The organism is Nocardia sputorum, from assembly GCF_027924405.1.
GTDB classification, from domain to species: Bacteria; Actinomycetota; Actinomycetes; order Mycobacteriales; family Mycobacteriaceae; genus Nocardia; species Nocardia sputorum.
The window spans coordinates 6,085,134-6,103,091 of sequence record NZ_AP026978.1; the positions used below are offsets into that span (position 1 = coordinate 6,085,134).

The following is a 17,958-nucleotide window of genomic DNA, read 5'->3' on the forward strand; positions in this document are numbered from 1 at the left end:
AGCTCTGTCGCGTCCGCGTTACCGGTGACTTCAGGGCCGACATCGGTCGAGGAGGTCGCCAGATGCCTCTTCCGGCAACCTGTCGGTGTGACAGCCTCGGCGTGCCATACGCCCAGCTGCGGAGTCAACGGGAGATCACATCGGGTACACCGGATGCTTGCGCGGGTTGAACTCCGGCTTGACCGGCGGCTTGTCCCGCAACAGGCGTAGCGCGTTCCGGATCTCCAGACGGGTCCGCGACGGTTCGATGACCGCGTCGATGTAGCCGCGTTCGGCGGCGATCCACGGGGTGGCGATCGTCTCGTTGTACTGGTTGATCATGAACTCGCGCGCCGCTGCCCGATGCTCCTCGGGCACCGCCGCCAATTGCCGCTTGCCGATGAGGTCGACCGCGCTCTCGGCGCCGATCACCGCGATCCGGGCCGTCGGCCAGGCGAAACTGATATCGGCGCCCACCTGTCGGGCCGCCATCATGCCGTAGGCGCCACCGTAAGACTTGCGCACGACCAGGTTGATGATCGGGACCGTCGCCTCGATGATCGCGCGCGGTACCCGCCCGCCGCGGATGATCACACCGTTGGCTTCCTGCTCGAGGCCCGGCAGCACGCCCGGGGTGTCCGCGACGAACACCAGCGGGATATTGAACGCGTCGCAGAGCCGGATGAAGTAGGTCGACTTGTCCGAGCAGGCGGCGTCGATGGAACCGCCCAGCACCAGCGGCTGGTTGGCGATCACACCGACCGGATAACCGTCGACCCTGGCGAACCCGGTGATCAGATTCGGGGCGAACGCGGCGCGGATCTCGTGGAATTCACCGTCGTCGAAGATCCGCAGCAGGATCTCGTGCATGTCGTAACCGGCGCGATCGGAATCCGGGATGATCGTGTCGAGCTCCCGGTCGGTAGCAGTGATCTCCGGCTCCAGGCCGGGGTTCACGATCGGCGGCTGCTCGAGACAGCTCGTCGGCATGTAGCTCAGGTAGTTGCGCGCCCACTCGTAGGCTTCCTGCTCGGTGTCGGCCACGTGATGCAGGGTGCCGCGTTTGGCTTGGACCTCGGCGCCCCCGAGCTCCTCGGCGGTGATGTCCTCACCGTTGACGGCTTTGATCACCTCCGGCCCGGTGACGAACATGTAGGAATCCTTGGTGCCGATGAGCACGTCGGTGTTGATCGGCCCGTACACCGAACCGGCCGCGCACTTGCCGAGAATGATCGACACCTGCGGCACATACCCGGACAGTTTCTCCAACACCCGCGAAATATCACCGAACGAAGCGATCGAACCCACCGCGTCCTGGATACGCGCACCGCCGGAATCATTGATCGTCACCACCGGGCATGCGTTGTCGAACGCGAGTTGCAGCGCCCGCATGAACTTTCGGGCGGACGTGATACCGACCGACCCGCCGTACACGGTCTGATCGTGGGCGATCACCACCACCGGACGGCCCCCGATCAGGCCGCGACCGGTGACCAGCCCGTCACCGTAGAGAGCATCCGGTCGGTCGGGCTGACGAGCCAACGCACCGGTCTCGATGAACGTCCCGGGGTCGAGCAGCATGTTCACACGCTGGCGAACGCTCGGAACGCCCTTCTTCTCCCGCTTGGCGACACCGGCCTCACCTGCCGGTTCCGCAGCAATCGTCAGGATCTTGACCAGTTCCTCGAGCTTCGCCTCGGTACCTGTCACGCTCGCCGCCACCTTCCGAACCAACTGTTGTGCCCCCGCGACGTTAAGCGTTATCGACACAAAACGTGTCATCGAACTGGATATCCCGGACAAATCACAGCCGAGGTCGGCCACACATCAGATCCTCGACAGTCAGGGGAACGAAGGACTGGCAAGACGCCGTTGCATGGCGATGATCGTTTCGGGCGATTCGAAGGCACGGTCGCGGCGGCCGACGGTGAGCCGGTGCAGGATTCCACCTTCGGTCGAACACTCCACGGCGGCGTCAGCGGCGGGAAACCGCGTCCGATCGTGTTGCCGCGGTGTAAGCGCCTCCATGAAAGGCGAGGACACGGACTCGGTATGAGTCCGTGCCCTCGGCGTCTTGCTATTCAAGTGCGCTCACGAGGAGCGCGAGCTCACCAGGAGCTCTTGTGCACGCCGGGCAGCTCGCCCCGGTGCGCCATTTCGCGCAGGCACACGCGGCAGAGGCCGAACTTGCGGTAGACCGCGTGCGGGCGGCCGCAGCGCTGGCAGCGGGTGTAGGCGCGGACAGCGAACTTCGGCTTGGCGTTGGCCTTGTTGACCAGTGCTTTCTTAGCCATGTGCTCAGTTCTCCTTGAACGGGAAGCCGAGGTGCTTGAGCAGGGCACGGCCTTCTTCGTTGTTGGTCGCGGTGGTCACCACGGTGATGTCCATACCACGCGGGCGGTCGATCTTGTCGACGTCGATCTCGTGGAACATCGACTGCTCGCTCAGGCCGAACGTGTAGTTGCCGTTGCCGTCGAACTGCTTCGGCGACAGGCCGCGGAAGTCGCGGATACGCGGCAGCGCGATGGAGACCAGGCGGTCGAGGAACTCCCACATCCGGTCGCCGCGCAGGGTGACCTTGGCGCCGATCGGCATGCCCTCACGCAGCTTGAACTGCGCGATGGACTTGGTCGCCTTGCGGATCTGCGGCTTCTGTCCGGTGATCAGGGCCAGGTCCTCGACGGCGCCGTTGATCAGCTTCGCGTCGCGTGCGGCGTCGCCGACACCCATGTTGACGACGACCTTCACCACGCCCGGGATCTGCATCACGTTGGCGTAGCCGAATTCCTTGTTCAGCGCGTCCTTGATCTCTTCGCGGTAGCGCTGCTTCAGCCGGGGCTGCACTTTTTCCGTCGTGGTCATGTCAGATGTCCTTCCCGTTCTTACGGGAGATCCGGACCCGCTTGCCGCTCTCCTCGTCGGTCCGGTAGCCGACGCGGGCCGGCTTGCCGTCGGAGTCGACGACCATCACGTTCGAGACGTGGATGGGGGCTTCCTGGGTCACGATGCCGCCCGAGGAGGCGCCGCGCTGGTTGGCGGAGTTCGCGACGTGCTTCTTGATCCGGTTCACGCCCTCGACGAGAACCCGGTTCTCCTTCGGGTAGGCCTGGATGACCTTGCCCTTGGCGCCCTTGTCCTTGCCCGAGATGACGAGCACGGTGTCACCCTTGTGCACCTTCATGTCAGAGCACCTCCGGGGCCAGCGAGACGATCTTCATGAACTTCTTGTCGCGCAGCTCGCGGCCGACCGGGCCGAAGATGCGGGTGCCGCGCGGGTCGTTGTCCGCCTTGATGAGCACGGCCGCGTTCTCGTCGAAACGGATGTAGGAACCGTCCGGACGGCGGCGCTCCTTGGTGGTGCGCACGACGACGGCCTTGACGACGTCACCCCGCTTCACGTTGCCGCCGGGGATGGCGTCCTTCACGGTAGCGACGATGATGTCGCCGATACCGGCATAGCGACGCGACGAACCACCGAGAACGCGGATGCAGAGGATCTCCTTCGCACCCGTGTTGTCGGCGACGCGCAGTCGCGACTCCTGCTGAATCACTTCAGCGTCCTCCTTGACCTGGACGTATGTGCACGCCGGATTGCCGACCCGACGGGCATGGTCGGTTGCCCTCCGGACGCGCGCCTGCCAGCGGTTTTCTCGGTTCGAGCAAGAAACGCGGAACCAACCACTGGGGGTTCACTGCCGGATTGCGGGCACAGCTCCCGCAGGCAACCGGTCTAGTGTAGGGGAATCCGCAGGTCGTTCCCAAATCGGGGCCACACGGCGGTGCCCGTTTCCCCAATCCCGGCCGGTCCGGCGCCGCGCCGGTAGCCTCGTGTCCTGCAAGGCTGCCTTCGTACACCAGCGGCACCGCCGCGTCGGGGAGAGGATTCTCGTGACATCTACCGGTCGGCCAGCGAAGCTGGATCGTCGTGCCTTCCTGATCGCCCTCGGGGCCGTTCCCGCCGCCGCTGCCCTGGTCGCGTGCTCGGACGACACCGAACCCGCGAGCAGGACGCTCACCGGCGTCGATCTCAGCGGAGCCGACGAGACGGTCCGGCCGCAGGACGATCTGTACCGGCACGTCAACGGGAAGTGGCTGCGCGAGTACCAGCTGCCGCCGGACAAGGTCAGCTACGGCTCGGGGAGTGAGGCGGGCGATCGCACCGAGCAGCAGCTGCGGGAGATCATCGACGGCATCCGGGACCCGAAGCCCGGCTCGGAAGAGCAGCAGATCAGGGATCTCTACGACGCCAGGGTGGACTGGGACGAGATCGAACGGCTCGGCATGACGCCGCTGGCGCCGCTGTTCGCCAAGATCGACGGCGCCGCCACCAAGGCGGACCTGGCCAAGGTGATGGCCGAGCTGCCGATCGGCGGGTTGATCGGGCTCGGCATCGGCGTCGACCGGAAGAATTCCAACGCCTACATCCCTTCGGTCGGACAGTCCGGGCTCGGCCTGGGCGAGCAGTACTACCGGAAGCCGGAGTACGGCGAAGTGCTCTCGCAGTACCGCACCTTCCTGGAGCGGATCGCCGCGGGGGCGGGGTTCGCCGACCCGGCCGGGCTGGCCCAGCGGGTGTTCGACCTGGAGAAGCGCATCGCGCCCGCCCATTGGGACAACGTGCGCAACCGCGACACCGACGCGACGTACAACCTCTACAGCTGGGCCGATTTGACCGCGCTCGCCCCGGGCTTCGACTGGGATCCGTGGCTGGCGGGGAACACCGACCGCCCGCGCGAGTTGTTCGCGACGATGGTGGTGAGTCAGCCGTCCTTCATCACGGCGGCGGGTCAGCTGTGGACCGAGGTGGACATCGCCACGTGGCGGGACTACCTGAAGCTGTCGGTGCTGCGGGAGTTCGCGCCGTATCTGCCCAAGGCTGTCAACGACGCGAATTTCGATTTCAAGGGCCGGATTCTCAACGGACAGGACCAGCGCCCCGAACGGTGGAAGTACGGCGTGGGCATCGTCGACGAAAAGCTCGGCGAGCAGCTCGGGAAACTGTATGTGGCCAAGCACTTTCCGCCCGAGGCCAAGGAGCGGGCCAAGGAAATGCTCGCCGACGTCATCGCGGCGTATCGGGAGAACTTCACCAATTCGACCTGGATGTCGCCCGCGACCAGGGCGGCGTCGCTGGCGAAACTGGACAAGATCGATCCCAAGATCGGCTACCCGGACAAGTGGATCGACTATTCGACGCTGAAGATCACCAAGGGCAAGTTGATCGAGTCGCTACTGGCCATCAACGAGTTCGAGGTCAAGCGGGCGTTCGCGCGTCTGGGCACCCCGGTCGACAAGTCCGAGTGGGGCATGTCGCCGCAAACGGTGAATGCCTACTACTCGTCGACTTCCAATCAGATCGTCTTCCCCGCCGCCTACCTCCAGCCGCCGTTCTTCGACAAGGACGCCCTGCCCGCCGTCAACTACGGCGCGGTCGGGTCCACCATCGGGCACGAGATCGGCCACGGCTTCGACGACCAGGGCTCCAAGTACGACGGCGACGGCAACCGTCGCGACTGGTGGACGCCCGAGGACCGCGCCGCGTTCGACGCCAAAGCCAAACAACTGGTGGACCAGTACAACGCGCTCGTCCCGGAGGGGCTCGAGCCGAACCAGCATGTCAACGGCGAACTGACCGTGGGCGAGAACCTCGCCGATCTGCGCGGCCTGCAGATCACGCTGGCCGCCTTCCGCATCGCCGAAAAGCGCCGTGGCATCGACGATCCCGACTATCGCACCATGTTCCTTTCCTGGGCCCGCAGCTGGCGCGAGAAGCAGACGAAGGAGCTCACCGTCCGCTACCTCAGCATCGACACGCACTCTCCCAACGAATTCCGCTGCAATCAGGTCGTGCGCAATCTCGATGAGTTCTACAAGACGTTCGATGTGAAGGAAGGCGACAAGTTGTACCTGCCGCCGGATCAGCGAGTGACCTTCTGAGCGTTCCGACCGCGCATTCGAGCCCGTCCTTCGCGGCGGGCTCGATCGCTATGCGGACCGGAGCAGGCCGTCGATGAGCGCGGCGAGGCCGAGGTCGTAGGTGTCGCGGGCGGCGAGGGAGAGGTAGTCGGAGCCGAGGGCGGCGAGGCGAGGGTAGGTCTCGGTGTCGAGGTCGGCGAAAACCTGTGCGCGGAAGGTGGGACGGTCCTCCGCGGCCCGGCGGGCGGATCGGGCGCGCACGATGAGGTCGCCCGCCGTGTAGTGCCAGATGACGCGGTACGCCTGGGCGGCGCGGTCCAGCGGCAGCCCGCCCGCGACGAATCCGTCGACGATGGATTCGCTGACCCACAGCGCCGAGACGCCCAGAAGATCGTCCGCGGCGAGGATGTCCACGATCCACGGCCGCGCGGCGAGAGCGTCGCGCATGGCGCGCGCCGCGACGCGCACGCGGTCGCGGGGTTCCTCCGGCAGGTCCGGCCAGACCACCTGGTCGGCGTACTCGTTGAGCAGTAGCCGCAGTAGGTCTTCCTTGTCCCGGACGTGGTGGTAGAGCGCCATCGGCGTGCAGCCGAGTTCGGTGGCGAGGCGGCGCATGGTCAGTTTCGCCACGCCCTCGGCCTCGATCACCGAGTTGGCCGCCGCGAGGATCTCCGTGCGGGAGATACGCGCGGGGCGACCGGTGCGCTGTGGTTGCGACGAACTCGGCATGGGTCCATCTTCCCTCATCCGCCGAATCGGAGGTGGACACGGGGCGGCTCGCGCGGCTATTTTCTATACATGTATAAAAACTCTCCTGGGCGGCCGGCCTTCGCCCTGACGGCGGTGGCCGTCGCGCAGTTCATGGTCGCGCTGGACCTGGCGGTGGTGAATGTCGCGCTGCCTGCCATCCGCGCGGATCTGGGCTTCGCTCCGGTCGATCTGGCGTGGGTGGTGCACGTCTACGCGCTGACCTTCGGCGGGTTCCTGCTGTTGGGCGGAAAGGCGTGCGACCTGTTCGGGCGGCGCAGGTTGTTCACCACCGGGCTTGTCGTGTTCGGCATCGCCTCCCTGGCGGGCGGGTTCGCGCAGGAGCCCTGGCACCTCGTCGCCGCGCGGGCAGTCCAGGGTCTGGCCGCGGCGGCCGTGGCTCCCGCCGCGCTGGCCACATTGACCACGACGTTTCCGGAAGGTCCCGTCCGGGTGCGAGCGCTCGGCGTATGGAGCGCGGTGAACGCGGCGGGCGGCGCGATCGGCGTGCTGGTGGGCGGATCGCTGACCGAGTACGCCAACTGGCGCTGGGTGATGCTGATCAACGTTCCGATCGTGGTGATCGCGGCGGTCGCGGCGGTGGCCGGTGTGGCGGCCGATCGAGTGAGCGGCCGAGCGCGGATCGATGTGCCGGGCGCCGTCCTCGCCACCGGCGGAATCGGTTTGCTGGTCGTGGGCGTGGTGCGGACCGAACACTACGGCTGGCTCTCCGCCGCCACGGCCGTGACCCTCGCGTCCGGGGTGGTGCTGCTCGCGGCCTTTCTCGCGGTGGAGGCACGGACATCGACGCCTTTGGTTCGGCTCGGGCTGTTCGGCAACCGCTGGGTGGCGGGCGCGAATCTCTTCGTATTCTTCGCCGCCGCCGGGCAATTCAGCGCATTCTATTTCCTGTCGCTGTACCAGCAGCAGGTGCTCGCCATGAGCGCGGGCGCGACGGGTGCGGCTTTCGTGCCCTTCTCCCTCAGCGTCATCGTCGGCACTGTGGTGGCCACCCGCGTGGGCGGGCGCCGCTCCCCGAAAGCGGCGCTCGTTCTCGGCGGGGCGCTGACCACGGCCGGGATCGGCTGGTTCGCCTTCATCAGCGTCGACGGCAGCTTCGTCGCCGATGTCCTCGGCCCTTCGCTGCTCGGCGGCTTCGGTCTCGGGCTGTGCCTGGCTCCGGTGGCCGCCGCGGCGACCATGGGCGTCGTGCCGCAGGAAGCGGGAATGGCTTCCGGCGTCTTCAACAGCGCGCGGCAGCTCGGCGGGTGTGTCGGGGTAGCCGTGCTCGCCACGGTCGCGGCGGCGCGCACCGGCGACAGCACCGCGCCCGCGGCGCTGAACAGCGGTTACGCGCTCGCGTTGTGCTGTGCAGCGGGACTTTTCGCCGTGGCGAGCGTCGTTGCCGCGACTGTGCTGCCGAGGACGAGCCGTGTGAGTCCCACGGCCGGAGCAGACCTGATGCGGCCGGAAGCCGAAATGTCCGCAGCGCGCCCATGAAGAGCGAAATACCGCCTGCGAGCCGGAACGGGTCGGATCGCCACCGAGCCGCACTCGATCAACCCGAAAGTTTCACCCATCGCAACGAGAGGAACCCATCATGAACCAGGCCCCGATCGACTTGTTCGGCCGCGCCATCCGTTTCTGCCACGACGGCCGCGTAGCGGCCGGTGAACGGCGGATGAGCAGCGGCGACGGCGACTGGCAACTCGCGACGTTCCATGTCGAATCCGACGCCGACGTGCATGCCGATCATTGGGAAGTCCACCCGAGCGGCGATGAGGCGGTGTGCTGCTTGACCGGCGCGCTGCGCCTCTACCTGCGACCCGAGCGGCCCGGCGACGACGAATCGATGGTGCGCCTCACCGCGGGCACCGCTTTCGTCGTCCCCCGCAACCGCTGGCACCGCATCGAACTCGACGAACCGTCCGACATCATGTCCATCGGGCTGCGCCACGAAACCCGGCAGGAGCCCGTCGCCGCGCGGTGAGTCGCCGTTGTTCCCGCGCATGGAGCCGGTGCGCGGGAACAACCCTGCACCGCAACGTCCGATTACCGCCGGTCACGCCCCTGCCGAGCGGACAGACTGGCCGCATGACATCGACCACGACCGACTCGATGACCATCCTGACCGGAATGTACGCGGCAGAGGCCGAATACCTGGCGGCCGGCGGACCGGGCAGCGCGTCGTTCGAGCTGCTGGCTCCGTTCTTCCACACCACAGTGGTGCTCCACCAGGCCGAGAACCTGCCGTACGGCGGAACCTGGCGCGGCCACGACGGCATGGAGCGGTTCTTCCGCGCCATGCGCGACACCTGGGCGCAATTCGACCTGCTCGAGCAACGCTTCCTCGCGACCGGGGAGACCGCCGTGGTGCACACCGAGGTGCACGCCCGCGCCCGCGCGACCGGCCGGGAACTCACCTTCGCGATCCTGCAGACGATCGGCTTCACCGACGGGCGCATCGCCGAGGTGCGTCCCTTCTATTGGGATACGGCGGCGGTCGTCGGCGTCTGCACTCCGATCGACCGGTAATCCACCGCGGCAACGGCTCCCGGCCATAGCCGGGCCAGTTCCAAAAGAAACCGGAACTCCGCCGCACGATCGCGAACCTCGGCCTGCGCTGTACCCGCGACGGCGGAGTTCGAAGCCGGCGTGCTTCCGTCGCGCTTGGCTCGCACGGCCAGCGCGACCTGAAACGCATAGTGGCGCACGTCGTTGTCGATCGACTCGGGCGAGCCGGGCTCGGACGAGGCGGCCACATATGGCTTCAAGTGCAGCAACGCGTCCCAGATCTCGACGGTCATCCGGTAGAGCTGGGACGTGGCTTCCCTGGGCGCGGAGTGATCCTCGGCCAAGACCACTTCGGGCACCACGGCGGTGAGGTCTCGCCACAGCGGCCGCAGCCGACGGCAGGCACGTCCGGTCCGATCCAAGCCCGCCCACGCCATCAGCGCGGCGACCAGCGGAATCACCGCCAACAGGGTGACCGCCGAGAACGTGAGGACCGCCGCGACCGCCCACACCTTTCCCGGCTCGCTGGGCCGCGTACCGGTGAGCGAGCGACCGACCATGATCGTCATCGAGATCAACCAGTAGACCGAGAACGCGAGCAACACAGCGAAGGTGAGCTTCTCCCGCACCGCGACGCCTCTGGCGCGCAACTCGCGAACGCAGGCACGGCCGAAAAGCAAGCCACAGAACGCCCCGGGAAGCGCCGACAACGTCCAGACGACTTCGACGTAGTCGATCCGCCAGGCCCACTGCAGGACCGGTGCGACGACGATCAGCGAAACGGCGACGGCAGCCGCCGTCGCATCGTATCGCCGCTGCCGCCGGTGAACGGTTGCCACATCGGCACCGTCGACGAGCCTGGCCAACCCGTAGAAACTGGCGAGTGCCAGGAGACCACAGCCGAGGTAGAGGCGCGGCCCGAGGTCGGGACGATGCACTGCGACGGCCACCTCGTACAGCAGCAGGCCCAGGAGGTTCCAGCTGAACGTACGGTTGATCAGCCGATCGGTGGCCGTCTCGTCGACGAGCAGCCAGCGCCCTGCGGTCATGAGCGCGACGAAGACGACAACCGACAGCACCACCGGAGCCGGAACAGCGTTCATCTCTATCGACGGTATTCCGTCGCGCGGCGCGAGGCCAACTCGAGCGCCCGACCGCCGCGGCGGTCCCGATCAGCGAGCCGATACCGCGGCGCTCAGGTCCGCCGCCGGATCGGCGTCGGCCTGCTCGGCCGCCTCGTCGTAGACGCATGAATTGCATGCCGCCGCGGCCGATCGAGACCATCAGGTTCGCGAAGTTGCCGAGCCCGAATGCGCGGTGGCGGAACAGCCCCAGGTGGAACATCGGATCGGGCACCCGGGTCTCCACCACGCAGAACGCCACGAGCAGCACGATGCCGCCGAGTACCGCGGACAGCACCCACGGGCTGGTCCAGCCGGTCGCGTGCCCACCGTAGGGCTGGATGCCGTAGGTGATGCCGGTGAGCAGCGCCGTGAGTCCGAGGCCGAAGGTGATGGTCCCCGCCGTCGCCCACCTCGGAGCGAGATAGGTTAGCCTTGGCTAGCTTGCTTGGAAGGAAGGTGCGACAGATGAAGTCTGTTCGGACGGGCGGCCGTTGGTCACGAGCGGCGCTGGCGGTGCTGGCGGGAGTCTTCGCTCTCGGCGTCACCGCGTGTGGCTCCGCGGAGGACGACTCGGCATCCGGCGGCGAGAAGGTGACCATCACCCACGCCCGCGGCGAGACGACCATCGAAGGCACCCCGGAGAAGATCGTCGCCCTGGGCAACCAATGGCTGGACGCCACGCTCGCGCTCGGCGTCGTCCCCGTCGGATACCTCGACAACGTCGCGATGGCGTCCAAGAGCACGCCGCCGTGGGAACCCAAGAGTCTCGAGTCGGCGAAGTCGCTCACCACCACCGGAAACCTCGCCGAACAGGTCGCGACGCTGGAGCCGGACCTGATCCTGGTCGACCCGTTCATCGCCGACCAGAAGACCTACGACGAACTCTCCCGCGTCGCCCCGACGCTGCCCGCGCTGAGCAAAGAGGCGGTCGCGCCGTGGCAGGACCAGGTCACCACGCTCGGCAAGGTGCTGCGTAAGCCGGACGAGGCGAACAAGGCGATCGCGAAGGTGGACGACAAGATCGCCGCCATCGCCGCGGCGAACCCCGGACTGAAGGGCAAGACGTTCGCCAGTACCTGGCTGGCCGGTCCGGCGCAGCTCATGGTGCTGACCGACCCGAACGACGGGTCGTCGAAGGTGTTCGCCCAACTCGGGCTCGGCATTCCGAAGAATCTCACCGACTCCGCCGCCGATCAGGGCAGGCTCGCGCTGTCCCCCGAGCGAGTCGACGAGCTGACCGCCGATCTGTTGCTGGCCGGCTACGCCCCCGGTCTGGACGAGAGGTACCGGCAATTGCCGGGATACGCCGACCTGCCCGCGGTCAAGAAGGGCTCGGTCGTATTCCTCACCACCCAGGAGATCAGCGCGGTGAACACGCCGACGGCGCTCTCGGTGCCCTACATCCTGGAAAAGCTGGAGCCCGCCTTCGCCGCCGCGGCGAAGTAGGCGGGCGCGCCCGTCAGTTCGCCCCGACAAGCGGAGGTATGCGTTCTTTGCCCGCCGCCACGTATCCCCAGCAGACCAGATTCGCGTTGCGGCACGGCGTCACATGCCTGACCACCACGGCCGGTGCGGTGCTGATCGGTCCGCGGTGCGAGGAGAAACTGACCGATCTGAGCTCGGGTCGGCTCCTCGCGCTCGAAGCACTGACCCGAGGACCCGCGACGTTGCCGGAGCTGTCGGCGGCGAGCGGCGACGACGTCGGCCAACTGATCGGCAGGCTCACCGACGGCGGCTGGCTGTCGGTCACCGTGCGCGACGGCGGGCGCGATCTCTACACCATCCGCCCGTTCGGACGACCCGCGCCGCGACCGGACACTCCGCTCCCCTGGTCGGCGACGCTGTCGAAATTCGCGGTGCTACATCGCGATTCGGAAGGCTTCGTGCTCGAGCACCCGCGAACCCGGTGTGATCTGCGCATCCACGATCCGCGCCTGCTGGCGTTGCTCGACGGGCTCGGCGCGGCCGATGCCGCCGTGCCGATCGCCGTCAAAACACAGTTCGCCGACGACCTGTACCGGTGCGGATTCCTGGTGCCGGACGCGGATGCCGAGGACGACGAATTCGCCACACACGGGTGGAGTTTGCCCGATCTGTGGTTCCACCGCCGCAGCATGCCGGGCGAGCGCGCCGACTCCGTGGCGCGATTCGGTCCGACCGCGTGGGCGAAGGGCCGACTCCCGCAGCCGCCCGCGCGGAAGCCCGGGTACCCCGGGGACGCGATCGACCTGCCCGTCCCGGACCTGGCGGCCCGGCGAGCCGAGGACCCCACCCTCACCGCCGTTCTGGAGGATCGGGTGTCGACCCGGACCTTCGACGCCGCGCATCCGATCACCCTCGCCCAAGTGGCCGAATTGCTCTACCGCACCGCGCGGACTCGCGGCACCCCACCGGAGGGCGAGGAACCCGTCTCGCGCCCGTACCCCTCAGGCGGCGATGTGTACGAACTCGAGCTCTACCCGGTGGTGCGCGATGTCGCGGGACTGGCGCGCGGCATGTACCACTACGACTCGTTCGAGCACGCGCTGCGCCCCGTCGCCGCAGCGGATTCGCCCGCGGTGACACGACTGCTGGAGCCGAGGCCGACCGTAGCCGCCCAGCCCCAGGTCCTGCTGCTCATGGCGGCCCGGGCGGGCCGGGTGACGTGGACCTACGAGCGGGGCGCCTACGCCGCCGTCCTTCAGCACGTCGGCATCCTGACGCAGACGATCTACCTGGCGGCGACCGCGATGGGGCTGGGCGCCTGCGCGCTGGGCGCGCCGGATACCGAGGCTTTCGCCGCGGCGACGGGCCTCGACGAACTCGAGGAATGCGCCGTCGGGAGCATGATCCTGGGGTCTGCCTTGTCCTCCTGAGCGCGCCGCAGTCGCCTTCGGGGCGCGGCTGGTGCCGGCCACACCGCAACCGTCGCGCCCCGGCGAGCCGCGAACGGTCGCGTCGTGAACGACCGCTACCCGCCTCACGTCTGCGCGAGGATCTCCTCGTCCGTCATCGATGCCACCTCGAGGTAGAGCCGGGCGACCGCGGGCAGCCTGCCGTCCAGGCCCTGCTGGGCTTCACGTTCCCGCAGCCGCTCCGCCAGCCGCGCGACGGTTCGGGTGGCGAACAGGTCCGCGACCAGCGCGTGATCGGCTTGCAGCCACTCGCGGACGCGGGCGATCACGGTCGTGGCGAGAACGGAATCGCCGCCACGGCCGAAGAAGTCGTCGTGCACGCCGATCGCGTCGATGCCGAGGACGGCCGCGACGATATCGGCCAGCGCGGCCTCCACGTCATCGCGAGGAGCGGTGTCCTGGTCGTCCTCGCTTCCTGGTTCCAGGAGGGCGACCACGGCACGGCGGTCCAATTTGCCGTTGGCGGTCAAGGGCATCTGCTCGAGGAACTCGACCCGGGTGGGCACCATGTAGGCGGGCAACAGATCCGAGACCGCCGCGGTGATGTCGCCGATCTCGCCCACGTCACCCGCGACGGCGGCGACCAGCTTGGGCGCGCCCGCACCGACGACCGCGGCGACGGCATGCCGGACGCCGGGCACCGTGCGCAACGCGCTCTCCACCTCGCCCAGTTCCACGCGGTACCCGCGGATCTGGACCTGATGATCGGCGCGGCCGAGGAATTCGATCGTGCCGTCGGGCCAGTACCTGGCCATGTCGCCGGTCTTGTACCAGCGGAGGCCGTCGTGTTCGACGAAACGCTCGGCGGTCCGCTCCGGGTCGTTGCGGTAGCCCGCGGCGACGCAGACGCCGCCGACCCATAGTTCGCCGGGCACCCAGTCCGGGCAGTCGCGGCCCGCGGGGCCGACGACCCGGCATCGGACGTTGCGCAGCGGAACGCCGAACGGCACGGTCGCCCACTGCGCGGGCGGCTCGCCGTCGACCTCGCAGATGGTGGTGTGGATGGAGGTCTCGGTCGCGCCGCCGAGACCGGCGAACCGGCAACCCGGCACCTGGGCCGACAGCCGGCGGGCCAGGTCCGCACCGACCCAGTCCCCGCCGAGGATGACGGCACGCAGCGAATCACCCAGTCGGTCACCGCCGATCTGCAGGATCATGTCCAGCATGCTGGGCACGCAGTTGAGGATCGAAACACGGTGGGTACGCAGCAGTTCCACCCACGCGGACGGATCGGCGCGTTGCGCCGGATCGACCGCAACGACGGTGCCGCCGACCGAGAACAGACCGAAGATGTCGTAGACCGAAAGGTCGAACTCCAGAGCGGACAACCCCAGCGCGCGATCGCCGCCGCCGACCCCGAACCATTCGTTCAGCGCATCGATGGTGTTCATCGCGCCGCGGTGTGGGATCTCGACGCCCTTCGGCACGCCGGTCGACCCGGAGGTGAAGAGCACGTAGGCGATGTCGCCGGTGTCCGGATAGACGGGCGCCGCGAGCGGCTGCGGGTGGTCACGGGCCGCATCGATGGACACACACGTGATCGGTGCGTCCATCCGAGCGCCATCGATGGTCAATGCCGTGTCGACAGCTCCGGTGCGGAGGATCTCCGCGCGACGTCCCGTCGGTTGATCGAATCCGATCGGCACGTAAGTCGCTCCGGCCGCGAGCACGCCGAGCACCGCCACCACCTGGTCCGGTCCTTTCGGCAACTGGACGGCGACCGACTCGCCGGGCCGCACACCTTCGGCGCGCAGGGCGCCCGCCACAGCCAGCGCGCGGGCGGCCAGTTCCCCGTAACTCCATTCCCCTCGCTCGTCGCCCAGACCCCACACCACCGCGGGCGCCTCGGGCTGTGCCGCGGCGTGTTCGAAGAAGCCCTGGTGCAGGCAACGCCCGCTGACCGGGCCGTCGGTGGCGTTGACCGCGGCCCGCACCTCGGCCTGGGCCACCGGCAGCCGCACGGCGGCCTCCGCGTTCCATCCTGCCGCGCCCTCGCCGAGCCGTCCGATCGCCGCGCAGTAGCGGGCGAACATGGCGTCGATCATGCCCTCGGGGAAGGCCGACGCGCGCACATCCCAGTTCAGCAGCAGTCCGCCGCGAACTTCGGTGACCTGCGCGTCGAGCAGCACCTGCGGTCCCTGCGAGATGATCCACACGGGTTCGCCGAAGGTCTCGGTGACCTTGCCGGCGAACAGTTCGCCGAGGTTCAGCGCGCTGGTGTAGACGACCGGGGCGAGCACGGGCTCCCCGCGATGCCTGCCCAGGTCGCGCAGCACCTCGAGCCCGGAATAGGCCGTATGCGCGCCGCTTTCGTGCATGCTGCGTTGCAGCGCGCGGGCACGGTCGGTGACCGACATGCTCTCGGTGACGTCGACCTCGAGCATGATCGATGATGTGAAGTCGCCGATCACCCGATCGATGTCCGGGTGCACGGGATCGCGGTGGAACAGCGGCACGTTCAGCAAGAAGCGGCTCTGCGCCGACCAACCGCCGATGGTCTCGGCGAACACCGCAGCGAGCGCCATCGCGGGAGTGATGCCGCGTTCGTGCGCGGCGGCGAGCAACCGCTGCTTGGCTTCCGGCACCAGCCAGTGGTCGTAGCGCACGGTGCGATTCGGGTCGGCGCGCTCGCTGACCGCCACGGTGGGCAGTTCCGGTGCGCCGGGCAATTCGGGCAGCCGCTGCTGCCACCACTGCCGGTCGCGCTCGCGGGCGGCGACGTCCTCGCGGTGCTCGGTGCGGTGCCGACGGTAGGTGTAAGCGGGGACCGGCAAGGTCGTCCCGTGGTAGAGCTCGGCCAGGTCGGAGATCAGGATCCGGTAGCTCATGGCGTCGCCCGCGAGCATGTCGACATCCAGATGCAGCCTGCTGCGGTCTCCGTCGCGCAGGGTGAGTGTGACGTCGATGGCCTGGCCGTCTTCGATGGCGAGGCGCTGGTGAGTCTTGCGATCGCGCAGTTCGGTGAGCGCGGCCTCGGCCTCCTCGGGCGACCGGTCGCGCAGGTCGACGACACTGAACACCGGCTTGCCCGGGGCCGTCATGGTCTGCTGCGTGCCGTCCGGCAGGAACCTGGTGCGCAGCATGGGGTGCATGGCGACCAAGTCGGCCACCGCGCGCTCTAGACGCGCGGGATCGATGCGGCCGCCGTCGAATTCGACGTACAGGTGCGCCGCGACTCCGCCGAGTTCTTGCTCGTCGGAGCGGCCGATCCAGTACGCGTGCTGCATAGTGGCCAAGGGGAAGGGCGCGGCCGGATCGTCGTCCGCCGCCTCGGCGGGGGTCTCAGCCGACGCCGGCCCGGACACCTGGTCGCCCGCCGCGTCTTTCGCGCCGAGCAGGCCGTGCCAGGCAGCCACCGTGGGATCGGCGGCCAGCTGGGCGAAATTGATGTCGGCGCCGCGTTTACGCCAGCCGCCCGCGAGCTTCATGGTGCGGATCGAGTCCAGCCCCAGCTGGATGAGGTCGTCGTGATCGGCGATCTCCGTGGCGGCGAGCCCCAGTTGACCGGCCACCGCCGCCCGGATCTCCTCCAGGCCGATGTCCACCATTCCCTTTGCCCGACGCTGTGTCGACTCCATCGCGCTGCCACTCCTTGCCTGCCACCGGAACCGGTGGACCGAGACTGCCGGGGCATAGCTTAGCCGACCCTAAATAGGTTTGCCTAACCTACATCGGCGCGAGCTTTCGGCCATTCGAGCGCCAAGTCGAGCAATTGCCGCAGGCCATTGGCACGATCGTGGCCGCCGGTCGGCATGGCGGCGAGCGGGGCGGTCTGCGCCACGGGACGCAGTCCGGCGGCTCTGCCTCGGACGGCATAGGCGACCTGACGCGCATAGTCGCGGACGCTTTGCCCGGCGGCCGCAGATCCCAACGCCTGCGCCGGGGGCGGCATGTAAGGCCGCAGATGCAACAGGGCGTCTTGAATTTCCACCGTCATCCGATACAGCTGAGACGCCGCACCGCTGTCTCCGTCGCCGGTTCGGGTCAAGACGACTTCCGGGACCGCGGCGGTCAGGTCACGCCACAGCGGACGCAGACGACGGCAGCGCCGACCGGCTCGGTCCAGCCCAGCTCGGGCCAGCAAAGCGGTCACAAGCGGCATCGCCGTCAGTGTGGCGATGACGAGCATGCAGACGAACGACGAGACCGCCATTGCGTTGCCCGGATGACTCGGCGGGACACCGCAGAGCGCGCGGACGATAGTCAGCAGTGCCGCCACCGCCCAGTACACCGCGAGGGCCAAAAGGACCGAATACGTCAGCTTCTCTTTCACCATACGAGCAGCGGTACGCAGTTCACGGAAACTGGCCCGCGCGACGAGGTATCCGCTGACCGCCATAGGAATCTCGGAGAGCGTCCACACGATCTCGTCGAGACCGACATGCAACACATCCCGTGCGGCGGGTGCGAACATCAGCAGCACCGCCGAAGTCACGGCGGCGACGACGCTGTAGACCTTCTGCCTGCGCAGCATCACCTCCGGCTCCGCGCCCGCGGCCAGTTGCGCCAGCACCAGGACCATGGCGGTGGTCATCAGTCCGCAGCACAGGAACAGCCGCTGACCGAGCCCGGCAAACCCCGCCGCCGCGGCGAAGACGTACAGCGCCAGGCCACCGAGATTCCACGTCCACGCATGGTTGATCATGCGATCGGTGAAGGTGTCCGCGACCAGAAGCCACCGTCCCGCCGCGATCGCCGCGACCACCAGAATCACCGGGAACATGATCCAAACAGGCACCGAATCCATCGGCATCAGACCCTAATCGCCGCCGCCCGCCGCGCCA

Annotated in this window: 15 protein-coding genes and 1 pseudogene; 6 read left to right on the forward strand and 10 right to left on the reverse strand. The window is 68.1% G+C overall.

Features of this window, described 5'->3' with window-relative positions; genetic code table 11:
• Nucleotides 1-135: 135 nt before the first annotated feature.
• The 5 genes from QMG86_RS27400 to rplN form a co-directional block, all read right to left on the reverse strand.
• Nucleotides 136-1,689 carry an acyl-CoA carboxylase subunit beta gene (locus QMG86_RS27400; protein WP_195080372.1) on the reverse strand — a complete coding sequence of 518 codons (1,554 nt, stop codon included), beginning with the start codon at nucleotides 1,687-1,689 and terminating at the stop codon, nucleotides 136-138.
• Nucleotides 1,690-2,087: 398 nt separating this feature from the next.
• Nucleotides 2,088-2,273, reverse strand: coding sequence for a type Z 30S ribosomal protein S14 (locus QMG86_RS27405; protein WP_014981705.1), 186 nt, complete (start codon nucleotides 2,271-2,273; stop codon nucleotides 2,088-2,090).
• A gap of 4 nt (nucleotides 2,274-2,277) precedes the next feature.
• Nucleotides 2,278-2,841 (reverse strand): 50S ribosomal protein L5, encoded by a 564-nt coding sequence (rplE, locus tag QMG86_RS27410; protein ID WP_067807951.1) that lies wholly within the window; start codon nucleotides 2,839-2,841, stop codon nucleotides 2,278-2,280.
• A 1-nt stretch (nucleotide 2,842) separates the two neighbouring features.
• Nucleotides 2,843-3,160, reverse strand: coding sequence for a 50S ribosomal protein L24 (rplX, locus tag QMG86_RS27415; RefSeq protein WP_039795507.1), 318 nt, complete (start codon nucleotides 3,158-3,160; stop codon nucleotides 2,843-2,845).
• Between the two features lies 1 nt (nucleotide 3,161).
• Nucleotides 3,162-3,530, reverse strand: a complete 369-nt coding sequence (gene rplN / locus QMG86_RS27420) for a 50S ribosomal protein L14 (RefSeq protein WP_067807954.1) — start codon at nucleotides 3,528-3,530, stop codon at nucleotides 3,162-3,164.
• A 337-nt stretch (nucleotides 3,531-3,867) separates the two neighbouring features.
• Here rplN and QMG86_RS27425 point away from each other — a divergent pair, with 337 nt between their 5' ends.
• On the forward strand, nucleotides 3,868-5,916 hold the full coding sequence (locus tag QMG86_RS27425; protein WP_281875582.1) for a M13 family metallopeptidase: 2,049 nt from the start codon (nucleotides 3,868-3,870) through the stop codon (nucleotides 5,914-5,916).
• A 48-nt stretch (nucleotides 5,917-5,964) separates the two neighbouring features.
• Here QMG86_RS27425 and QMG86_RS27430 read toward each other — a convergent pair whose 3' ends face one another.
• Nucleotides 5,965-6,624 carry a TetR/AcrR family transcriptional regulator gene (locus QMG86_RS27430; protein WP_281875583.1) on the reverse strand — a complete coding sequence of 220 codons (660 nt, stop codon included), beginning with the start codon at nucleotides 6,622-6,624 and terminating at the stop codon, nucleotides 5,965-5,967.
• Between the two features lie 69 nt (nucleotides 6,625-6,693).
• Here QMG86_RS27430 and QMG86_RS27435 point away from each other — a divergent pair, with 69 nt between their 5' ends.
• The 3 genes from QMG86_RS27435 (at nucleotide 6,694) to QMG86_RS27445 (ending at nucleotide 9,177) form a co-directional block, all read left to right on the forward strand.
• Nucleotides 6,694-8,142 carry an MFS transporter gene (locus tag QMG86_RS27435; protein WP_281875585.1) on the forward strand — a complete coding sequence of 483 codons (1,449 nt, stop codon included), beginning with the start codon at nucleotides 6,694-6,696 and terminating at the stop codon, nucleotides 8,140-8,142.
• 100 nt (nucleotides 8,143-8,242) lie between these two features.
• Entirely contained in the window at nucleotides 8,243-8,632 is a 390-nt protein-coding gene (locus QMG86_RS27440; RefSeq protein ID WP_281875586.1) for a cupin domain-containing protein, read from the forward strand.
• A 104-nt stretch (nucleotides 8,633-8,736) separates the two neighbouring features.
• Complete coding sequence (locus QMG86_RS27445) at nucleotides 8,737-9,177, forward strand: nuclear transport factor 2 family protein (protein ID WP_281875588.1); 441 nt, start codon at nucleotides 8,737-8,739, stop codon at nucleotides 9,175-9,177.
• On the opposite strand, the gene QMG86_RS27450 is transcribed toward QMG86_RS27445, so the two are convergent.
• The gene (locus QMG86_RS27450; protein ID WP_281875589.1) at nucleotides 9,126-10,259 is read right to left on the reverse strand and encodes a DUF6545 domain-containing protein; all 1,134 of its coding nucleotides are present in this window, start codon (nucleotides 10,257-10,259) and stop codon (nucleotides 9,126-9,128) included. The two genes, QMG86_RS27445 and QMG86_RS27450, sit on opposite strands and share 52 nt — an antisense overlap.
• Before the next feature lie 145 nt (nucleotides 10,260-10,404).
• Nucleotides 10,405-10,680 (reverse strand): annotated as a pseudogene (locus QMG86_RS27455) (MFS transporter); the annotation flags it as partial.
• A gap of 65 nt (nucleotides 10,681-10,745) precedes the next feature.
• Between QMG86_RS27455 and QMG86_RS27460 the strand changes: the two are divergent.
• Nucleotides 10,746-11,726 carry an ABC transporter substrate-binding protein gene (locus QMG86_RS27460; protein WP_281875590.1) on the forward strand — a complete coding sequence of 327 codons (981 nt, stop codon included), beginning with the start codon at nucleotides 10,746-10,748 and terminating at the stop codon, nucleotides 11,724-11,726.
• A 38-nt stretch (nucleotides 11,727-11,764) separates the two neighbouring features.
• On the forward strand, nucleotides 11,765-13,135 hold the full coding sequence (locus QMG86_RS27465; RefSeq protein WP_281875592.1) for a SagB family peptide dehydrogenase: 1,371 nt from the start codon (nucleotides 11,765-11,767) through the stop codon (nucleotides 13,133-13,135).
• A 104-nt stretch (nucleotides 13,136-13,239) separates the two neighbouring features.
• On the opposite strand, the gene QMG86_RS27470 is transcribed toward QMG86_RS27465, so the two are convergent.
• Nucleotides 13,240-16,722 carry a non-ribosomal peptide synthetase gene (locus QMG86_RS27470; protein WP_281881155.1) on the reverse strand — a complete coding sequence of 1,161 codons (3,483 nt, stop codon included), beginning with the start codon at nucleotides 16,720-16,722 and terminating at the stop codon, nucleotides 13,240-13,242.
• Nucleotides 16,723-16,835: 113 nt separating this feature from the next.
• Complete coding sequence (locus QMG86_RS27475; RefSeq protein ID WP_281875593.1) at nucleotides 16,836-17,912, reverse strand: MAB_1171c family putative transporter; 1,077 nt, start codon at nucleotides 17,910-17,912, stop codon at nucleotides 16,836-16,838.
• Nucleotides 17,913-17,958 lie beyond the last annotated feature (46 nt).